General features: G+C 72.3%; 17 protein-coding genes. 2 read left to right on the top strand and 15 right to left on the bottom strand.

What is annotated here, in order from left to right; all coding sequences use genetic code 11:
- Positions 1 to 7: 7 nt before the first annotated feature.
- The 13 genes from ACZ46W_RS17835 to ACZ46W_RS17775 form a co-directional block, all read right to left on the bottom strand.
- Positions 8 to 850: an NAD(P)H-binding protein gene (locus ACZ46W_RS17835; protein WP_468338337.1), complete on the bottom strand. Its 843-nt coding sequence runs from the start codon at positions 848 to 850 to the stop codon at positions 8 to 10.
- A 63-nt stretch (positions 851 to 913) separates the two neighbouring features.
- Entirely contained in the window at positions 914 to 1,789 is an 876-nt protein-coding gene (locus ACZ46W_RS17830) for an alpha/beta hydrolase family protein (protein ID WP_468338334.1), read from the bottom strand.
- A gap of 88 nt (positions 1,790 to 1,877) precedes the next feature.
- A complete protein-coding gene (gene kynU, locus ACZ46W_RS17825; RefSeq protein WP_468338331.1) occupies positions 1,878 to 3,074 on the bottom strand; it encodes a kynureninase in 1,197 nt (398 codons plus the stop codon).
- Positions 3,067 to 3,912, bottom strand: coding sequence for a tryptophan 2,3-dioxygenase family protein (locus tag ACZ46W_RS17820; RefSeq protein WP_468338328.1), 846 nt, complete (start codon positions 3,910 to 3,912; stop codon positions 3,067 to 3,069). The genes kynU and ACZ46W_RS17820 overlap by 8 nt, the downstream gene beginning before the upstream one ends.
- 239 nt (positions 3,913 to 4,151) lie before the next feature.
- On the bottom strand, positions 4,152 to 4,955 hold the full coding sequence (locus ACZ46W_RS17815; RefSeq protein WP_468338325.1) for a DUF3152 domain-containing protein: 804 nt from the start codon (positions 4,953 to 4,955) through the stop codon (positions 4,152 to 4,154).
- 202 nt (positions 4,956 to 5,157) lie between these two features.
- Positions 5,158 to 5,571: a DUF3151 domain-containing protein gene (locus tag ACZ46W_RS17810; RefSeq protein WP_468338322.1), complete on the bottom strand. Its 414-nt coding sequence runs from the start codon at positions 5,569 to 5,571 to the stop codon at positions 5,158 to 5,160.
- Positions 5,572 to 5,636: 65 nt separating this feature from the next.
- Entirely contained in the window at positions 5,637 to 6,677 is a 1,041-nt protein-coding gene (fbaA, locus tag ACZ46W_RS17805; RefSeq protein ID WP_468338799.1) for a class II fructose-bisphosphate aldolase, read from the bottom strand.
- 177 nt (positions 6,678 to 6,854) lie between these two features.
- Complete coding sequence (gene pyrE, locus ACZ46W_RS17800; RefSeq protein WP_468338319.1) at positions 6,855 to 7,403, bottom strand: orotate phosphoribosyltransferase; 549 nt, start codon at positions 7,401 to 7,403, stop codon at positions 6,855 to 6,857.
- Between the two features lie 24 nt (positions 7,404 to 7,427).
- Positions 7,428 to 8,222: an aldose epimerase family protein gene (locus ACZ46W_RS17795; RefSeq protein ID WP_468338316.1), complete on the bottom strand. Its 795-nt coding sequence runs from the start codon at positions 8,220 to 8,222 to the stop codon at positions 7,428 to 7,430.
- Between the two features lie 10 nt (positions 8,223 to 8,232).
- Positions 8,233 to 9,150 (bottom strand): SRPBCC domain-containing protein, encoded by a 918-nt coding sequence (locus tag ACZ46W_RS17790; protein ID WP_468338313.1) that lies wholly within the window; start codon positions 9,148 to 9,150, stop codon positions 8,233 to 8,235.
- A 61-nt stretch (positions 9,151 to 9,211) separates the two neighbouring features.
- Positions 9,212 to 10,801: a polyamine aminopropyltransferase gene (locus ACZ46W_RS17785; protein WP_468338310.1), complete on the bottom strand. Its 1,590-nt coding sequence runs from the start codon at positions 10,799 to 10,801 to the stop codon at positions 9,212 to 9,214.
- Positions 10,802 to 10,855: 54 nt separating this feature from the next.
- Positions 10,856 to 11,374, bottom strand: coding sequence for a DUF2617 family protein (locus tag ACZ46W_RS17780; RefSeq protein WP_366128304.1), 519 nt, complete (start codon positions 11,372 to 11,374; stop codon positions 10,856 to 10,858).
- A gap of 322 nt (positions 11,375 to 11,696) precedes the next feature.
- Positions 11,697 to 11,945 carry a hypothetical protein gene (locus tag ACZ46W_RS17775; RefSeq protein ID WP_468338307.1) on the bottom strand — a complete coding sequence of 83 codons (249 nt, stop codon included), beginning with the start codon at positions 11,943 to 11,945 and terminating at the stop codon, positions 11,697 to 11,699.
- Positions 11,946 to 12,359: 414 nt separating this feature from the next.
- On the opposite strand from ACZ46W_RS17775, the gene ACZ46W_RS17770 reads away from it, so the two are divergent.
- Positions 12,360 to 13,535: a pyridoxal phosphate-dependent aminotransferase gene (locus ACZ46W_RS17770; protein WP_468338304.1), complete on the top strand. Its 1,176-nt coding sequence runs from the start codon at positions 12,360 to 12,362 to the stop codon at positions 13,533 to 13,535.
- A gap of 194 nt (positions 13,536 to 13,729) precedes the next feature.
- Entirely contained in the window at positions 13,730 to 14,863 is a 1,134-nt protein-coding gene (locus tag ACZ46W_RS17765) for a hypothetical protein (protein WP_468338797.1), read from the top strand.
- 13 nt (positions 14,864 to 14,876) lie between these two features.
- Here ACZ46W_RS17765 and ACZ46W_RS17760 read toward each other — a convergent pair whose 3' ends face one another.
- Positions 14,877 to 15,413 carry a type III secretion system chaperone family protein gene (locus ACZ46W_RS17760; protein ID WP_468338301.1) on the bottom strand — a complete coding sequence of 179 codons (537 nt, stop codon included), beginning with the start codon at positions 15,411 to 15,413 and terminating at the stop codon, positions 14,877 to 14,879.
- 120 nt (positions 15,414 to 15,533) lie between these two features.
- The gene (clpB, locus tag ACZ46W_RS17755) at positions 15,534 to 18,119 is read right to left on the bottom strand and encodes an ATP-dependent chaperone ClpB (RefSeq protein WP_468338795.1); all 2,586 of its coding nucleotides are present in this window, start codon (positions 18,117 to 18,119) and stop codon (positions 15,534 to 15,536) included.
- Positions 18,120 to 18,180: the final 61 nt, after the last annotated feature.

Below are 18,180 nucleotides of genomic sequence, written 5' to 3'. Positions count from 1 at the left end.
CCACTGGTCAGGCGCGGAACACCCCGGCGTGATCCCGCGCCCACTCGCCGAACGTCCGGGCCGGGCGCCCTGTGACCCGCTCCACGGTGTCGACGACGGTACGGCCCACCGGCGGGGTGTTCCCGTACGCCTCCAGCAGGAAGTCGATCACCTCCCGCGGATGGCCCGCCGCCCGCCACTGCTCGACGGCCTCCTCGGGGGACATCTCCACGAGCTGGATCTTCCGCCCCCGGGCGTCGGCGATCGCGTCGACCTTGTCCTGGACCGTGAGCGCTTCCGGCCCGGTGATCACGTACTCGCGGCCTCCGTGCCCGTCCCGGGTCAGCGCGACGGCCGCGACCGCGCCGATGTCGCCTTCGTGGACCATGGCGCTGAGCCGCCCCACGAACGGCTCGCGCACCTCGTCGGCCGTACGGATGCCGTCCGCCCACTCCAGGGCGTTGCCCATGAACTCGACGGGCATCAGCACCGTCCAGTCGAAGCCCGAGCTCGCCCGCACGGCGTCCTCCAGCAGGCTGGGCCCACCGCCGTGCAGCACGGTGATCCGCCGGACGCCCGCCTCGCGGGCCAGCTCCAGGATGCGCGGGCCGGTCTCCAGCGGGGCGAAGTACGCCCCGCCGAACGTGATCAGGTGCAGGCCGGTGACCCCGTCGAGGGCGGCGGTGAGGGTGTCGGGCTCGGTGAGGTCGCCGCGTACGACCTCGACGCCCTCGGGGAAGTCCGCCTTGGCGGGGTCGCGGGTCAGGGCACGGACGGGCTCGCCGAGGCGCAGCAGTTCGGCGACGACCTGGCGGCCGACGGTTCCGGTGGCTCCGGTCACGAGGTTCATGCGGTTCGTTCGCTTCGTCATGCCCCCACGCTATGAACCCTTGCGGACAGGTTCTGTCCGCGATTGCCGGGCGATCGGTCGCGATCACCAGGCGAGTTGGGCGATCTCCTCCGCGACCACCGCGCACGCGTCCGCCGCCGGGTCGATCAGCGGGAAGTGCCCGACCTCGTCCAGCAGCGTCAGCCCGACCATCTCGCCCGCCTTCGCCGCCGCGTCCACGTACGCCTCGGCCACCGCCTGCGGTACGACGGTGTCCTCGCGGCCCTGGACGACCGCCGTGGCGATCCCGGTCGGCAGCAGCGCGGCCGGGTCGGCGTACCCCGCCCGTGACTCGAACTCGGCGTCTCCGCCGAGCAGTTGGGGCACCGCTCCCCCGCACACGTCCAGCTCCACGGCCCGTTCGAAGTGCGCGATCGGCGCCAGGGCGACCACCCCGCGCAGCGCGGGCGGGGCGTCCAGCCGCCACCGCGCGCCGGCCGGACCCGCCGGGAGGACGTGCCGGGCGGCCGCCCACAGCGCCAGGTGCCCGCCCGCCGAGTGGCCCGTGACGACCGTGCGGCGCGGGTCGGCCTGCGGCAGGTGCGTGCGCACCAGGCCGGGCAGGGCGTCCAGGGCGGCGGCGACGTCGTCGAACGTCTCCGGCCAGCGCCCCGCGACCGGGCCGCTGCCGCCCTGCGCGGGGATGTCCCTGCCGCGCCGGTACTCGACGTTGGCGACGGCGAAACCCCGGCGCGCCAGGTAGTCCACGAACGGGGTGATGTGCCGCCGGTCGTACGGCGCCCGCCACGCCCCGCCGTGCAGCACGACGACGAGCGGCGCGCGGTCGCCCCCACGGGGGGCGTAGAAGTCCACGATCTGGTCCGGGTGTTCACCGTACGAGGCGGTGGAATCCGGGTCGACGGCCGGATGCGACAGGGCCGACGCTTCCTCGGCGGCATCGCGCGCGGCGGGGTCGGGCATGCTGCTCAACCTTTCGGTGACGGGGCCGAATTGGCCTGACCTGCGGGGACGGTACCAGGACTGACGCCCCCGCAGATCAGGTCGAACGTCAGCCCAATTCCTCCGCCACTTCCGCGAGGACGCGAGCCGCGCGCTCGGCGTCCGCGAAGGAGACGTACAGCGGAGTGAAGCCGAACCGCAGTACGTCGGGGCGGCGCAGGTCGCCGACGACGCCCCGGGCGATGAGCTCCTTCATCACGGCGGGCGCGTCCGGGCAGCTCAGGGCCACCTGGCTGCCGCGCTCGTGGTGCGCCTCGGGCGTGACGGACGTGACCCGGCCGCCTTGGACGTACGCCCGTACGCACTCCAGGAAGAAGTCCGTCAGGGCCAGGCTCTTGGCCCGCACCACGTCGATCGGCACCCCGTCCCACACGTCCAGCGCCGCCTCCAGCGCCAGCATGGACAGGATGTCGGGCGTGCCGACGCGCCCGCGCACCGCGCCCTCGGCCGCCGCGTACCCGGGGGTCATCGCGAACGGGTCCGCGTGCGAGTTCCAGCCGGGCAGCGGGGAGTCGAAGCGCGGCTGGTGGCGCTCGGCGACGTACAGGTAGGCGGGCGCGCCGGGGCCGCCGTTGAGGTACTTGTACGTGCAGCCGACGGCGAGGTCCACGCCGTGCGCGTCCAGGCCGACGGGCAGGGCACCCCCGCTGTGGCACAGGTCCCACACGGCCAGGGCGCCCGCCTCGTGGACGGCGGCCGTGATGCCCGGCAGGTCGTGCAGCCGGCCCGTGCGGTAGTCGACGTGGTTGACGAGCACGGCGGCCGTGCGGGGCCCGACCGTGCCGGCCACGTCCCCGGGGGCGGCGGCCACCAGCCGCTTGCCGGTCAGCCGCGCGGCCGACTCGGCGATGTACCCGTCCGTGGGGAACGTGGTGGCGTCCACGACGATCTCGTCACGGTCCTCGTCGGCCAGCCGTACGGCTCCGACCAGCGCCTTGAAGACGTTGACGCTCGTCGAGTCGCCGACCACCACCTGGCCGGGCGCCGCACCGACGAGCGGCGCGATCCGGTCGCCGATCCGCTCCGGCGCGGTCCACCAGCCGCTCTCGTCCCAGGAGCGGATGCGCAGCTCGCCCCACTCGCGGGTGATGACGTCGGCCATGCGGCCGGGCACGTGGCGGGGCAGCGCGCCGAGCGAGTTGCCGTCGAGGTAGACGACACCGTCGTCGAGCGCGAACAGGTCGCGGTGCTTGGCGAGTTGGTCCCGGGCGTCCAGGGACGCCGCCTTCGCTATGAGGTCAGACATGGCTGCGCGCCGTCCACACCTCGGGAAAAACGTTCTTGCGGGCCCGCTTCTCCAGCCAGGCCACCCCGGCCGAGCCGGCGGTGCCCGTCTTGGAACCCATCGCGCGCCGCGTCGCCACCAGGTGGTCGTTGCGCCAGCGCCACACCAGCTCGCCGACGTCCGTCAACGCCTCGCCGAGCCGCACCAGTTCATCGTGTTCGTCCGGATTGGCGTAGATACGCGCCCAGATGTCCTCGACCACCTGCGAGGGCTCGTACTTCTGCGACAGGTCACGGCGCAGAACGCTGTCCGGCACCGGGTGCCCACGCCGCGCGAGGAGCCGCAGCACCTCGTCGTACAGGCTCGGCTCGTACAGCGCCTTCTCCAGCTCCGCGTGGACGCGCGGCGCGCCCCGGTGCGGCACCAGCATGGACGCGGACTTCTCGCCCAGCAGGAACTCCAGCCGCCGGTACATCGCCGACTGGAACCCGGAGCCCTCGCCCAGAGCGCCCCGGTAGGAGTTGAACTGGGCGGGCGTGAGCCGGGCCAGCGGCTTCCAGGAGGCGTTCAGCGCCTCCAGCTCGCGCACGGAACGCTCCAGCGCGTCCATCGCCACCGGGATCCTGTCCTCGCGCAGCGCGCGGCTCGCGGTCTCCCACTCGTGGACGATCACGGTGAACCACAACTCCATGACCTGGGTCGTCACCAGGAAGACCATTTCTCCCGGATCGTCCGAGAGCGGGTGCTGGAGGTGGGTGAGGACGTCCGCCTGGACATAGTCCTCGTACGGCGTCGTGCCTGTGTACTCCAGGTTCGGGGTGTCCGAACCTGGCACGGAGGCATCGGGGGAAGTAGACATCGCTGTCTCCATCAATGCGTGCTACCGGGTAGCGGTCTGCCCCTTTTTTCAGCGCTCGGTTCGCCTCCGGAGCGCTGAAGCCGGTGCCGACGGTCGATCGTGCTCGGCCGTTCGTTCCTCACGGCCTCCGCGCGTTCTCCCTTTCGGCACCGTCGCGCTCCTTCGGCTCACTCGCGAGAGCCGACCGGGGGCCCCGGTCCCCTCGGAACCACGGGTCTGTGCGCGTGGTCCCAGTCGCATCATGACACGGGCGGGCCCTCGATGTACCGGCCGGAGGCGTCGTACGGCCAGGCATTGGACGTGCAGCCGTCCAGGCCCTTGATCTGCTGCATCATCACCGGTGCGGGCCTGCCCGGGCCGCCGCAGCCCATGTGCTCACGGATGCCGATCTCGTGCCCGACCTCATGGTTGATGATCAGGTGGCGGTACTCGGCGGGCGGTCCCGTGAAGGTCGGCGAGCCCAGCATCCAGCGCTTGAGGTTCACGACGACCCCGTCGGTCGTCTCGCAGTTCAACTCACCGCGGGTGTCCAGCCCCTGGGCCCGGCACAGCGCGTCGGCGGTGGCGGGCGTGGCGATACGGATGACGAAGTCGGCGTCCTCGGCGACGAGCTGGAACGAGCCCCGGCCGTGGGCGGCCCAGCTCTGCGGGTGGGCGAGGATCCGCTCGATCTCCTCCGCCGCCCGTGCCGCCGAGAGGTCGATACCGTCCTCCACCTGGACGCGGTAGCGGCGCGGGGTCCCCGAGCCGGTCCTGGCGCCGGTGGACCGGGCGGTGGTGAAGGTGCCGGGCCCGGAGGACGGGACGGTCGCGGGAGGGCCGGGCTCGTCACGCCGGGGCGGGGCGTCGCGGCCGGCGCGCGGGGAGGCGGAGGCGTCACGGCCGGCGGCGGGCGGCTCGTGCGGCGGTGGGAGCGGGCGGGCGGTGCTGGGGCCGGCGGCGGACGGGGCGCCGTCGCCGTTGCCCCGCCAGTGGGCGAGGGCGGCACCACCGCTCAGGCAGACGCCGATGAGGGCCAGGGACAGCAGGACTATCCGGCCCACCGGACCACGTCCACCGCCACCGGCTCGCGTGCTCCGACGGCGACGACGTCCTCGCGGTGCGGCAGCACGCTTCCCCACGACTGATCTCCGTTCGACGGTGTGCGCGATCGTAACGGTCACGCATCGATAACGGTGCGACCCGCCTCACCCCGACTGGAAGGAACCAGTCCGGATGGGCGGGCCTCAGCGTGGGGAACCCGGGTCAGCCGAGGGTGTCGGCGGCCAGGGGCGAGGAGTCGCGGAGGAAGGTCGAGCACCGCTCGTACTCCTCCTGCTCGCCGATCGCCTGCGCGGCGCGCGCCAGGGCGTTCAGGGCGCGGAGGAAGCCGCGGTTGGGCTCGTGCTCCCACGGCACCGGGCCGTGGCCCTTCCAGCCGCTGCGGCGCAGGGCGTCCAGGCCCCGGTGGTAGCCGGTCCTGGCGTACGCGTACGACTCGACGACCCGGCCGGCCTCGAACGCGTCGTCGGCGAGCTGGGCCCAGGCCAGGGAGGAGGCGGGGTACTTCGCGGCGACGTCGGCGGGTGCGGAGCCGCTCGCGAGCAGCTCGCGCGGCTCGGGATCGTCGGGCAGGTGAGTGGGGGGCGGTCCCCCCAGCAGGTTTTCGTGGATGGCCATGCCACCAGTGTCACAGGCCCGGCACCGCGGAGGCGATGCCGGGCCCGTGTCGGACGATCAGGGTGTTACTTCAGCTTCGTGCCGGTCGAGCGCAGCGCGGCGCACGCCTCGGTCACGCGCTTGGCCATGCTGGCCTCGGCCAGCTTGCCCCAGGTGCGCGGGTCGTAGGTCTTCTTGGAGCCGACCTCGCCGTCGACCTTCAGCACACCGTCGTAGTTCTTGAACATGTGGTCCGCGACCGGACGGGTGAAGGCGTACTGGGTGTCGGTGTCGAGGTTCATCTTCACGACGCCGTTCTCCAGCGCCGTGGCGATCTCCTCCTGCGTGGAGCCGGAGCCGCCGTGGAAGACGAAGTCGAACGGGTTCGCCTTGCCGAAGCGCTCGGCGACGCCCTCCTGGAGGTCCTTGAGCAGCTCGGGGCGGAGCACGACGTTGCCCGGCTTGTAGACGCCGTGGACGTTGCCGAAGGAGGCGGCCAGCAGGTAGCGGCCCTTCTCGCCCAGACCGAGCGCCTCGGCGGTGCGGATGGCGTCGTCGACGGTGGTGTACAGCTCGTCGTTGATCTCGTGGCTGACGCCGTCCTCCTCGCCACCGGTCGGGGTGATCTCGACCTCAAGGATGATCTTGGCGGCGGCGGCCTTCGCGAGCAGCTCCTGGCCGATGGCCAGGTTGTCGGCGAGGGTCTCGGCCGAGCCGTCCCACATGTGGGACTGGAACAGCGGGTTCTCACCCTTGGCGACCCGCTCGGCGGAGATGTCGAGCAGCGGACGGACGTAGCCGTCCAGCTTGTCCTTCGGGCAGTGGTCGGTGTGCAGGGCGATGGTGACGTCGTACTTCGCGGCGACGATGTGCGCGAACTCGGCCAGGGCGACCGCGCCGGTCACCATGTCCTTGCTGTACTGGCCGCCCAGGAACTCCGCGCCACCCGTCGAGATCTGGATGATGCCGTCGCTCTCTGCCTCCGCGAAACCACGCAGGGCGGCGTGCAGAGTCTGCGACGAGGTGACGTTGATGGCCGGGTAGGCGAACTTGCCTGCCTTCGCCCGGTCGAGCATCTCGTTGTAGATCTCGGGGGTTGCGATGGGCATCTGTCCGCTCCTTGTGATCTGCGGTTGCGTTGCGTTGCTGATCCCTGACCTGGGGGCGACGTCATCGTCGCACCTATCTTTCCAGACTCCGCCGTGGGCTCCACCCCGCGTGCCACAAGGGGTGGACGGTTTCACGTGAAACCGTCCACCCCTTGAGAAAACCGCAGCTCAAGCCCCCTATGAGCGCTGTTCGGCTCAGGCGAGACCCAGCTCGTCCAGCGCGTACGCGTACAGGTAGGGCACCCCGGCCGTCTGGCTGATCTTCTCGGCCGCACCGGTGGCGCGGTCCACGATCGTGGCCACCGCGACGACCTCCGCGCCGGCCTCGCGAACCGCCTCGACGGCGGTCAGCGGCGACCCGCCGGTGGTGGAGGTGTCCTCCACCACCAGGACCCGGCGGCCCTTGATGTCCGGGCCCTCGACGCGGCGCTGCATACCGTGCGCCTTGGCGGCCTTGCGGACGACGAAGGCGTCGAGCTGCCGGCCACGCCCGGCGGCCGCGTGCAGCATCGACGTGGCGACCGGGTCGGCACCGAGGGTGAGACCGCCCACCGCGTCGTAGTCGAGGTCGGCGGTCAGATCGAGCATGACCTGACCGACGAGCGGCGCGGCGGCGCCGTCCAGGGTGATCCGGCGCAGGTCGACGTAGTAGTCGGCCTCCAGACCCGAGGAGAGGGTCACCTTGCCGTGCACCACGGCCTTGTCCTTGATCTGCTGGAGCAGATCGGCTCGTACGTCAGTCATGGACACGAGCTTAAAGCCGCCCCGTCAGAGCCGGCGCCAGGCGAAGGTCGCGGCGATCTCCAGCGGCTCGATGGGCGTCACCAGGTGCGGAGCGGTGTTGAGGCCGTTCGGCGGGCCCGACTGGGGCTCCACGCAGACCGCCGCCTCCTGCTCGTCGTAGACGACGACCCACGGGGCAGGGCTGGTCACCTTCAGCTCCAGTTGCCCGGGCCAGGTGAGGGTGACGTTCACCCCGTCCGGCGTCCCGAAGCAGTCGTCCCAGGGGCCGGGCGTGGGCGCGATGCGGCGACCGGTGGGGAGGTGGTCGTCGCCCCGCTCCTCCTGCCACTCGGGCGTGAAGTCCAGCGTGACGTCCTCACCGCCGAGGTTCCGGTTGAACCACGGGTGCCAGCCGGCCTGGGCCGGGAAGGAGTCGCCGTGCGTCTCCACGCCGAGCTGGAGGGTGAGCGCGTCCTCGGTGAGCTGAAAGCTCTGGGTGACCCGGCCGGGGTAGGGCCAGGGCTCGGCGAGGTCGTAGGTGAACACCGCCTCGGCCTTGTCGGCGACGGCGGTGCGCCACACGGTGTCGCGCCCGGTGCCATGGATGGCGTGCGGCGGGGAGTTGAGCGGCAGTTGGTGCCACGTCGCCCCGCTGAGGAACCGGCCGTTCGCGATCCGCCCGCACCAGGGCACCATCGGGAAGCAGCCGTACCGGTCGCCCTGCCGCAGCAGTTCGGTCCCGCCGATCCGCAGGCTCTCGATGCGGCATCCGTTGTCCGGACGCACCGTCAACTCGACGTCCCCGGCCGCGAGCCGGACGCTCTGTTCGCTACTGGTCACGTCACCGACACTACTTGCGGCGCCGCAGTGCGCGCCCCACCACCACCGCCGAGGCGAGGGCGAGCGCCGCGGCGGGGGCCAGCCACCGCAGCGTGGCGGTCGTCGACGCGGTCTCCGGACCGGGCGTGGGCGCGTACCGGCCGCGCGGCGGGGCGTGGTCGACTTCCTCGGCGCTGCGCCCGATCATGGTGCGCCGTGCGTGGGCGGCCTCGACGCCCGGGTCGGGCAGCGCGCCGTCCGGGATGTCGGGCACCTCGAACTCCGCGTCGGCCAGCGGGTCCAGCGACGGCGGCGGCACGGGCGCGTCGAAGACGGACCCGGCGCTCTCGGCACCCTGGTCCACCCCGTCGTCGTCGACGTCCAGGTCGTCGTCGTCCAGGTCGCCGGCGTCCATGCCGTAGGCGGGCTGATCCTCGGGCTGCCGATCCGTCGCCTGCTGATCACCGGCGTCCTGGTCACCGGAGCCGGTCGCGTCCGCACGCGAGACACCGGACGCGGCCGTCGCCGTCGCCGCGAGCGATTCGGCGAAACGGTCCAGCAGGCGGTGCGCCGCCGAGAGGGCCGCGTCGTCCGGCAGGTCCGCCAGCCGGCCCTCCGCGCTGGTCGTGCCCGAGAAGCGCAGCGCCGTACCGCCGTCCACCGGGGAGAGCCGTACCGTCAGGGCGAGCTTGGCCGAGCCGGGGCCGCGCACCTCCGTGCCCTCGCCCTCCACGGCGTACCCGCCGTCCTCCTGGGCGGCGATGCGCAGGGCGCCCCGGTAGGTGATCGAGTGGCCGCCGGCGCGCACCTTGAGGCGGCCCGACAGCGGGCCGGCCGACTCGTCCGCGTCCTGCTGGAGCCCCGGTACGCACGGGGCGACCCGGGCGGGGTCCGCCAGCACGGCCCGGAGGGTCTCTACGTCAACCGGAACGAACACCTCATGCTCCATGGAGCCCGAGCCTACCCACGCCCGGCGCTCACGTCTGCCATGTGCGCAAGGCCAAAAGGGGTCACTCGCCGTACCGCGGGTGCACCAACGTCGACGGCGGCAGGCCCCTCAGCGGCGCCCCCGCCACCCGGCGCACCCCCTGCACCGCACCCGGGTCCGGCGGCGCCTCCCCCCTCGCGGCGAGGAAGAAGCCCCAGTCGTGCGGCGCCGCCCCGCCGCCCGTGGACCGGTCGGGCCCCGCGGCGAAGCCGGAGAGCCGCCCGGTCGCGCGATAGGGACGGGTGGTGAAGCCGGCCGACCGCAGCGTGGCGTCCACCGTCCAGTACGTGTGCGGCCGGGACGCCATCGGCCCGGCGTGCACCGCGAGCCGCCCGTCATCGGTGAGGACCCGGGCGGCCAGGCCGTAGAACTCCGCCGAGTACAGCTTCGTACTGGCCGTGATGCCCGGGTCCGGCAGGTCGGAGATCACCACGTCGTACGTCGCGCCCTCCGCCACCGCCTCCCGGAGCCGGACGAACGCGTCCCCGTACACCACCCGCACCCTCGGCTCCCCGTACGCGTACCCGTTCAGCCGGGCGAGGGCCTCATCGTGCCGGGCCAGCCGCACCACGCCGGGGTCCAGCTCGACGACCGTCACCGACTCCACGCCGCCGTACCGGAGCACCTCCCGCGCCGCCAGCCCGTCGCCGCCGCCCAGCACCAGCACGCGCGCGTGCGGCCCGCGCATCGCGGGGTGCACCAGCGCCCGGTGGTAGCGGTGCTCGTCCCGCCCGCTGACCCGCAGCCGCCCGTCCAGGAACAGATCCGGCGGTTCGCCCCGGCCGCCCGTCAGGACCACCTCCTGGACGTCCGTCTGGACGGCGACGCGCACCCGCTCGCCGTACACCGCCCGCCGCGCCGCCCGCTCGAAGTCGTCGACCAGCACGGTCGCCGTCGCGAGCACCCCCAGCACCGCCACATTGGAGACCAGGAGGAGCCGCCGCGCCCCGGTGGTCAGATCCCGCCCGAACAGCCACAGCACCAGCGCCCCGCCCGCCACCGCGTTGACCGCCCCGGTGAGCAGCGCACTTGTGAGCTGCCCCAGCCACGGCAGCAGCAGGAACGGGAACGCCAGCCCGCCGACGAGCGCCCCCACGTAGTCGGCGGCGAACAGGTCCGCGACCGTCCCGCCCGCGTCCTGCTCGGCCCGCCGCGAGATGCGCTGGATCAGCGTCATCAGCAGCGGCATCTCCGCCCCGATGAGCACCCCGATGGCCAGCGAGAACCCCACCAGCGCGTACCGCGACTCGCCGATCCACGCGAACGTGGCGTACAGGACGAGGGCCGAGCAGCCGCCGACCAGCGCGAGCACGGCCTCCAGCAGGCCGAAGCCGACGGCCGCCCGGCAGCGCAGCCGCTTCGCGAGGAGCGAGCCCACGCCCATCGCGAAGACCATCACCGACAGGACGACGGACGCCTGCTTGACGGAGTCACCGATCAAATAGGCGGCCAGCGCGAGCAGTTCCAGCTCGTACACCAAACCGCACGCCGCGCAGATGAAGACCGTGGCCAGCACCAGAAGGCGCCCCGCCCGCTGCCGCGCGGGCTGCGACGCTGCCGGGCCGCCCTGTGCGGGCGGCACGACGACGGAGACGTGCGGCGCTTCGATCACGCGAATAACGCTACGTCAGGCCCCGGTGACCCTTGGTCACCCACACGAGTGCAACTAGAGCGAGGCGTGCATACGAACGCCCACGCTGGTCCGGGTGACCACCAACTGCCCCTCCTGCGGGTACGCGTGCCACGTGCGCCACCGCACCTGACCCTCGTGCCGTTGCGCGAGCATGGCGGTGAAGGCGTGCGGCGAGCCCGGGAACGTACCGGCGAGGCCGTTCGGATGGTCGGCGACGAGCGCCAGCAGCTCTTGCGCGCGGCCGGCGAACGATCCCTTGGACAACGTCTCGACGCGCGCGGCGAACTCGTACTCCCACTCGCCGATCCGCTTCGCCACTCCCAGCGGCAGTGGCGTGCTGCTGCCCGGCATGCAGGCGACGGTCTCCGAACAGCGGCCCCGCTCCTCCTCCAGCAGGACCTGGTGGGAGGCACCGAGGAGTCTGAGCTGAAGCGTGGCGCCGGACAGTTCGAGGTCGAGTACGGCGAGGGCGGGCAGCGCCTCCCGGCCCAGCGCCCATGCCAGGTCGGCGGCGCGGGTATCGGTGTAGGAGGTCTTGAGCGTCGTGAGCATGGGTCGGCTCCGCAAACACGGTTTGACGGTGGACCGGGGCGTCCCGGAAGACGTTTCAGGGGGACTGGGGGATCTCCGTCTCGAAATCCACGCACGAGGTCCAAGGACTGGATGTTCTCGACAGCGAGCGAATCATGAACTGCGGCGAACTCACAGCGTTTTTACCCAACTTGGCGTGGTTTCCATCCCCTGGGGGGCCAGCCGGTTCAACTGTTCAACAGGAATCAACCGAGAACCCCTACAAAAATTGCCAACGGCAAGGCGCCCGGCGGGAGTTCACTGCCGGGCGCCTTCCCCGTGGTCGCGGACCGGCTGCCCCGTGTCAGCTACCTCCGCCACCACATCCACCGCCGCCCCCGGAGGACCCGCCTCCGCAGGACGACCCCCCGCCGCAGGACGATCCGCCCCCGTCACCGGCCCACCAACTGCCGCCGGCGGAAGCCCCGGAGGAGCCCCCGTAGTGCGAGCGGCGCCGGGTCTTGCCACCGCCCGCCACACCGACCGCGATGAGGAAACCCACCACGACGATCATGCCGGCGGCGATCAGGCCCATCTCCATGCGAATCACCATCCCCCGTGTCGTACGTGAGAGGGGGATGCCCCCGCCCACACCCGTGCTAATCCGAATTGAGCAAGTCCAGAGGTTCAGCTACAGGACGATCCGCCTCCGCCTCCGCACGAGGAGCTGGAGCCGCCGCCACACGACGACCAGCTCGAACACGACGAGGACGAAGAGGAGGAGGACGAGCCGCCGCCGTCCGCCCACCAGCTCCGGCGCCCCCTCCGGCGGCCGCCGCCGATCGCCGACCGGACGACGCCCACCACGATGGCGACGGCCACCAGAATGAACATCACCTCGAAGACCCCCGCGTCCACCATGGCCCTCACCTGCCTCTTCTCTTGCGTTCCGGCTATCTGGCAGGGAGATCCCCCCGGTGATCACGCGCCAAAGCACACTTGAGCAACTCCAGAGCTTCGGCCCAGGATGGCCGCCATGACACGACCGCCGCTCAACCGCCGCCTCGCCGAGTTCGGAACGACGATCTTCGCGGAGATGTCCGCCCTCGCCGTCTCCACCGGCTCGGTCAACCTCGGCCAGGGCTTCCCCGACACCGACGGCCCCGAGGCCATCGCCGAGGCCGCCGTCCGCGCCATCCGGGACGGCAGGGGCAACCAGTACCCGCCCGGCCCCGGCGTCCCCGAGCTGCGCACCGCCGTCGCCGGCCACCAGCGCGAGCGGTACGGCCTGGCGTACGACCCCGACACGGAGGTCCTCGTCACGGCGGGCGCCACGGAGGCGATCGCCGCGGCCCTGCTGGGGCTGGTCGAGCCGGGCGACGAGGTCATCGCGCTGGAGCCGTACTACGACTCGTACGCCGCGTGCGTCGCCATGGCGGGCGGCACCCGTGTCCCGGTCACCCTGCGCCCGCACGGCGACAGGTTCGTCCTCGACCTGGACGAGCTGCGGGCCGCCGTCACCGACCGCACCCGCCTCATCCTGCTCAACACCCCGCACAACCCCACCGGGACCGTCCTCACCCGCGAGGAGCTGGCCGCCATCGCCGCGCTCGCCGTCGAGCGCGACCTGCTCGTCGTCACCGACGAGGTGTACGAGCACCTCGTCTTCGACGACGCCGAACACATCCCCATCGCCACGTTCCCCGGCATGCGCGAGCGCACGGTCACCATTTCGAGTGCCGGGAAGACGTTCTCGTTCACGGGCTGGAAGGTCGGCTGGGTCACCGCCGCGCCCGAGCTGATCACGGCCGTGCGGTCGGCGAAGCAGTACCTGACGTACGTCTCCGCGGGCCCCTTCCAGTACGCGGTCGCCGAGGCGCTGCGCCTGCCGGGGGAGTACTTCACCAGGCTGCGCGACGACCTGCGCGCCAAGCGCGACCTGCTCGCGGACGGGCTGGCGGCGGCGGGCTTCGGGGTGTTCCGGCCGCGGGGGACCTACTTCATCACCACCGACATCCGCCCGCTGGGCGAGCGCGACGGCATCGAGTTCTGCCGCGCGCTGCCCGGCCGCTGCGGTGTCGTCGCCATCCCCCACGCGGTCTTCTACGACCACCGCGAACAGGGTGCGCCCTTCGTGCGGTTCGCCTTCTGCAAGCGGACCGAGGTCCTCCAGGACGCGGTGAAGCGACTGGCGACCCTTTAGCGCGCGGCGGGCCCCCTGTCACGGCGACACGCACGCGTGCGGGGGCCCGGCGGAGGGGACCACCCGGGCGGGCTCCCAGCGGTCGCGCCCGGGGCGGGCGGCGCCCAAGGTCGGGGTGACCGTTCACGCGCGCACGGAGGTGCACCCTGTCCGCCGAGACCTTCGACCACGTGACAGCCTCCGGCGCCCGCCCGGTGCCGCGCCGGCTCGCCGCCCTGCACCGCGCGGCACCGGCACTGGGGCTGTTCGCCGCGGCCCGGCTCACCGGGATGACGGTGATGGCGCTGTGGGCGTGGCACACCGGCCGCTCGCCGCGCGCCCTGCTGGCCCTGTCCTGGGACTCCGACTGGTACCTGGCGATCGCCGCGTACGGCTACGGCACGACCCTGTACTGGCCGGACGGCGCCGTCCAGTCGGACCTGGCGTTCTTCCCCCTGTACCCCGGTCTCGTACGCGCGGTGACGACCCTGGTGCCGGTGGCGGGCGGGACGGCGGGGCTGCTGGTCGCCTGGGCGGCGGCGGGCGCGGCCGCGTGGGGGATCTTCCTGATCGGCGAGCGGCTGTACGGGCGGGGCGTCGCCACCACGCTGGTGCTGCTGTGGGGCCTGCTGCCGCACTCGATCGTGCTGTGCATGGCGTACACGGAGCCGCTGCTGACGGCGTTCGCGGCCTGGTCCCTGTACGCGGTGCTCACCCGCCGCTGGCTGTGGGCGGGCGCCCTCGCGGCGCTGGCCGGGGCGGCGCGGCCGAACGGGATCGCGGTGGCGGCGGCGGTCGGCGCGGCGGCGGCGTACGAGGGCTACCGCCTCTTCCGCAGCGAGCGGCGCACCGACTGGCGGCTGTGGGCCGGGGCGGCGGTGGCGCCGGTGGGCTGGGTGGGCTACCTGCTGTGGGTGGGGGTGCGCAAGGGCGATCCGCTGGGCGGGTACTTCACCGTGCAGGCGGGCTGGACGTCGCGGTTCGACTTCGGGGTGGGGACCTTCGGGTTCGTCCGCACGGTGCTGACCCGGCCGATGGACCTCGGTTTCACGGTGGCGCTGCTGCTCACCGGTGTGGGGGTCGTGCTGTGCGCGCTGCTGGTGCTGGAGCGGCCACCGCTGCCGCTGCTGGTGTACACGGCGGTGCTGGTGGTGATCGCGGTGGGGGGGTCCGGGTTCTTCGAGTCCAAGCCGCGCTTCCTGCTCCCGGCGTTCCCGCTGCTGGTGCCGGTGGCGTGCGCGCTGCGCCGGGCCCGGCCGAGGGCGGCGGCCGTGGTGGTCACCGCCCTCGCCGGGGTGTCGTTCGGCTACGGGACGTACCTGCTGACGCTCGCCCCGATGGCGCTGTAGGTCCCGGCGGGGCTCAGGCCTCGTCGCCGGGCTCGGCGTCGCCCTCGGACTCCAGGCCGAACTGCTCCACGAGCCACTTGTCGAACTCGATCGACGCGCGCACCCAGCTCACCGTCGACTGCACGAAGTGCTCCAGGCTGACGCCGGTGCCGATCAGCATCTGCGCCTCGCCGATGAGCCGCACGGTCGCGCCGCCCTGCTCGTCCTCGTGGAGGTGCGTGTAGACCTTCGGCCACAGGGTGCGGCGGTTCCAGTCGTCGATCGTCTCCAGGATCTGCGCGCGGTTCTCGACCGGGTGCGGGCGGTCGTAGAAGGTCCGCACCGAGAAGACCTGCTGCTCGCCCTCGCCGCGGAACATGAAGTACGTGCGGAACTCCTCCCACGGAGCCGCGAGGTCGCCCTCGTCGTCGATGACGTACTTGAGCTCCATCTGCTCCAGGAGCTGCTTGACGAGGTCCTGGTCGGGGACGACGGGGCCCGCCGGTCCTGCGGCCTGTTCAGGCTGGGGCTGGCCACCGAAATTCGGAATGGAGGCCGGGTCGATGCTCACCGTGATTTTCCCTTCGAACGATTCCTGCCATCCTCTCCCATGCCCGGCCCGGGGTGGCAACCCCGGACACGGGCGATCCGCTGCGAGCTGACAGCATCCGCCCCCGAGCCGGGGCCGGGCCTACCGCGCCGCCCCCACGATCAGCCCGTCCTCGAAGCGGTCCACCCGGACCGTGTCACCGTCCCTGACCTCGCCCGAGAGGATCTCCTTGGCGAGCCGGTCGCCGATGGCCGTCTGGACCAGGCGGCGCAGCGGGCGGGCGCCGTACGCCGGGTCGAAGCCCTCGGACGCGAGCCAGTCCAGGGCCGCCGGGGTGACGTCCAGGGTGAGCCGGCGCTCGGCGAGGCGGGCCGCCAGGCGGTCGATCTGGAGCCGGGCGATGTGGGCGAGCTGGTCCCGGTCGAGGGCCGAGAAGACGACGATGTCGTCCAGGCGGTTGAGGAACTCCGGCTTGAAGGAGGACCGCACCACCTCCAGCACCTGCTCCTTCTTCTGCTCCTCCGGGGTCACCGGATCCATCAGGAACTGGCTGCCCAGGTTGGAGGTCAGGATCAGGATGGTGTTGCGGAAGTCGACCGTGCGGCCCTGACCGTCGGTCAGCCGGCCGTCGTCCAGCACCTGGAGCAGGATGTCGAAGACCTCCGGGTGGGCCTTCTCCACCTCGTCGAGCAGGACGACGCTGTACGGGCGGCGGCGCACCGCCTCGGTGAGCTGGCCGCCCTCCTCGTACCCGACGTAGCCGGGGGGCGCACCGACGAGGCGGGCGACGCTGTGCTTCTCGCCGTACTCGCTCATGTCGATGCGGACCATCGCCCGCTCGTCGTCGAAGAGGAAGTCCGCGAGCGCCTTGGCCAGCTCGGTCTTGCCGACACCGGTCGGGCCGAGGAAGAGGAACGAGCCGGTGGGCCGGTCGGGGTCGGAGATCCCCGCGCGGGTGCGGCGCACCGCGTCGGACACCGCCCGTACTGCCTCGGTCTGGCCGATCAGCCGGCGGCCGATCTCGTCCTCCATGCGCAGCAGCTTCTGCGTCTCGCCCTCCAGCAGGCGGCCCGCCGGGATGCCGGTCCAGGAGCCGACGACGTCGGCGATGTCGTCGGCGCCGACCTCGTCCTTGACCATCGTGTCCTTGGCGGCCTCCTGCTCGGCCGCGCTGGCCTCCTCCAGCTCCCGTTCCACGGCCGGGATCTCGCCGTACAGCAGCTTGGAGGCGGTGTCGAAGTCACCGTCGCGCTGGGCGCGCTCGGCCTGGCCGCGCAGGTCGTCGAGCTGCTCCTTGAGCTCACCGACGCGGTTGAGGCCCTGCTTCTCCTTCTCCCAGCGGGCGGTCAGGCCGCGCAGCTCCTCCTCCTTGTCGGCGAGGTCGCGGCGCAGCTTCTCCAGGCGCTGTACGGAGGCGGGGTCGGACTCGTTCTTCAGCGCCAGTTCCTCCATGCGGAGGCGGTCGACGGCGCGCTGGAGCTCGTCGATCTCGACGGGCGAGGAGTCGATCTCCATCCGGAGCCGGGACGCGGCCTCGTCGACGAGGTCGATCGCCTTGTCCGGCAGGAACCGGGAGGTGATGTACCGGTCGGAGAGCGTGGCGGCGGCGACCAGGGCCGAGTCGGCGATCTGGACCTTGTGGTGGGCCTCGTAGCGGCCCTTGAGGCCGCGGAGGATCGCGATGGTGTCCTCGACGGTCGGCTCGGCGACCAGGACCTGCTGGAAGCGGCGCTCCAGGGCGGGGTCCTTCTCGATGCGCTCGCGGTACTCGTCGAGGGTCGTCGCGCCGACCATGCGCAGCTCGCCGCGGGCGAGCATGGGCTTGAGCATGTTGCCCGCGTCCATGGCGGAGTCGCCGCCGGCGCCCGCGCCGACGACGGTGTGCAGCTCGTCGATGAACGTGATGATCTGGCCCTCGCTGTCCTTGATCTCGGACAGCACGGTCTTCAGCCGCTCCTCGAACTCGCCCCGGTACTTGGCACCGGCCACCATCGCGCCGAGGTCGAGGGCGACCAGGCGCTTGTTCTTCAGGCTCTCGGGGACGTCGCCCTTGACGATGCGCTGGGCGAGGCCCTCGACGACGGCGGTCTTGCCGACGCCGGGCTCGCCGATGAGCACCGGGTTGTTCTTGGTGCGCCGGGACAGCACCTGCACGACGCGGCGGATCTCCTGGTCCCGGCCGATGACCGGGTCGAGCTTGCCGTCGCGGGCGGCGGCCGTGAAGTCGGTGCCGAACTTCTCCAGGGCCTTGTACTGGCCCTCCGGGTCCGGTGTGGTCACGCGGCGCCCTCCCCTCGTCTTCTCGAACGCGTCCAGCAGCTTCTTCGCACTGGCGCCCTGCCGCTCCAGCACTTCCCCGGCCCGGCCGCCCTTGGCCGCGATGCCGATGAGCAGGTGCTCGGTCGACAGGTACTCGTCGCCGAGGTCCTTGGCGCGCTGCGAGGCGTCGGCGATGACGGCGAGCAGCTCGCGGTTGGGCTGCGGCGGGGCCACGGTGGAGCCGGTGACGCTCGGCTGCGCGGCGAGGACGTGTTCGGCGCCGGAGCGCACGGCGGCCTGGTCGGCGTCGACGGCGGCGAGCAGGTCGGTGATGTTCTCGTTGTCCTGGCCCGCGAGGAGCGCGAGCAGCAGGTGCGCGGGGGTCAGGTCCGGGTGTCCTTCGGACACGGCACGGCTGGTCGCGGCGTTCAGCGCATCCCGGCTCTTGTTGGTCAGCTCGGCGTCCACGGGCGGTCTCTCCTCCTCGGTGCTGCGGGTCTGACGACTATGACTCATCGAACGTACGTAA

It is taken from the genome of Streptomyces sp. NPDC031064, from assembly GCF_055570965.1.
Note: the sequence above shows the minus strand (reverse complement) of the source record. Positions and strands in the feature narration are given on the sequence as shown.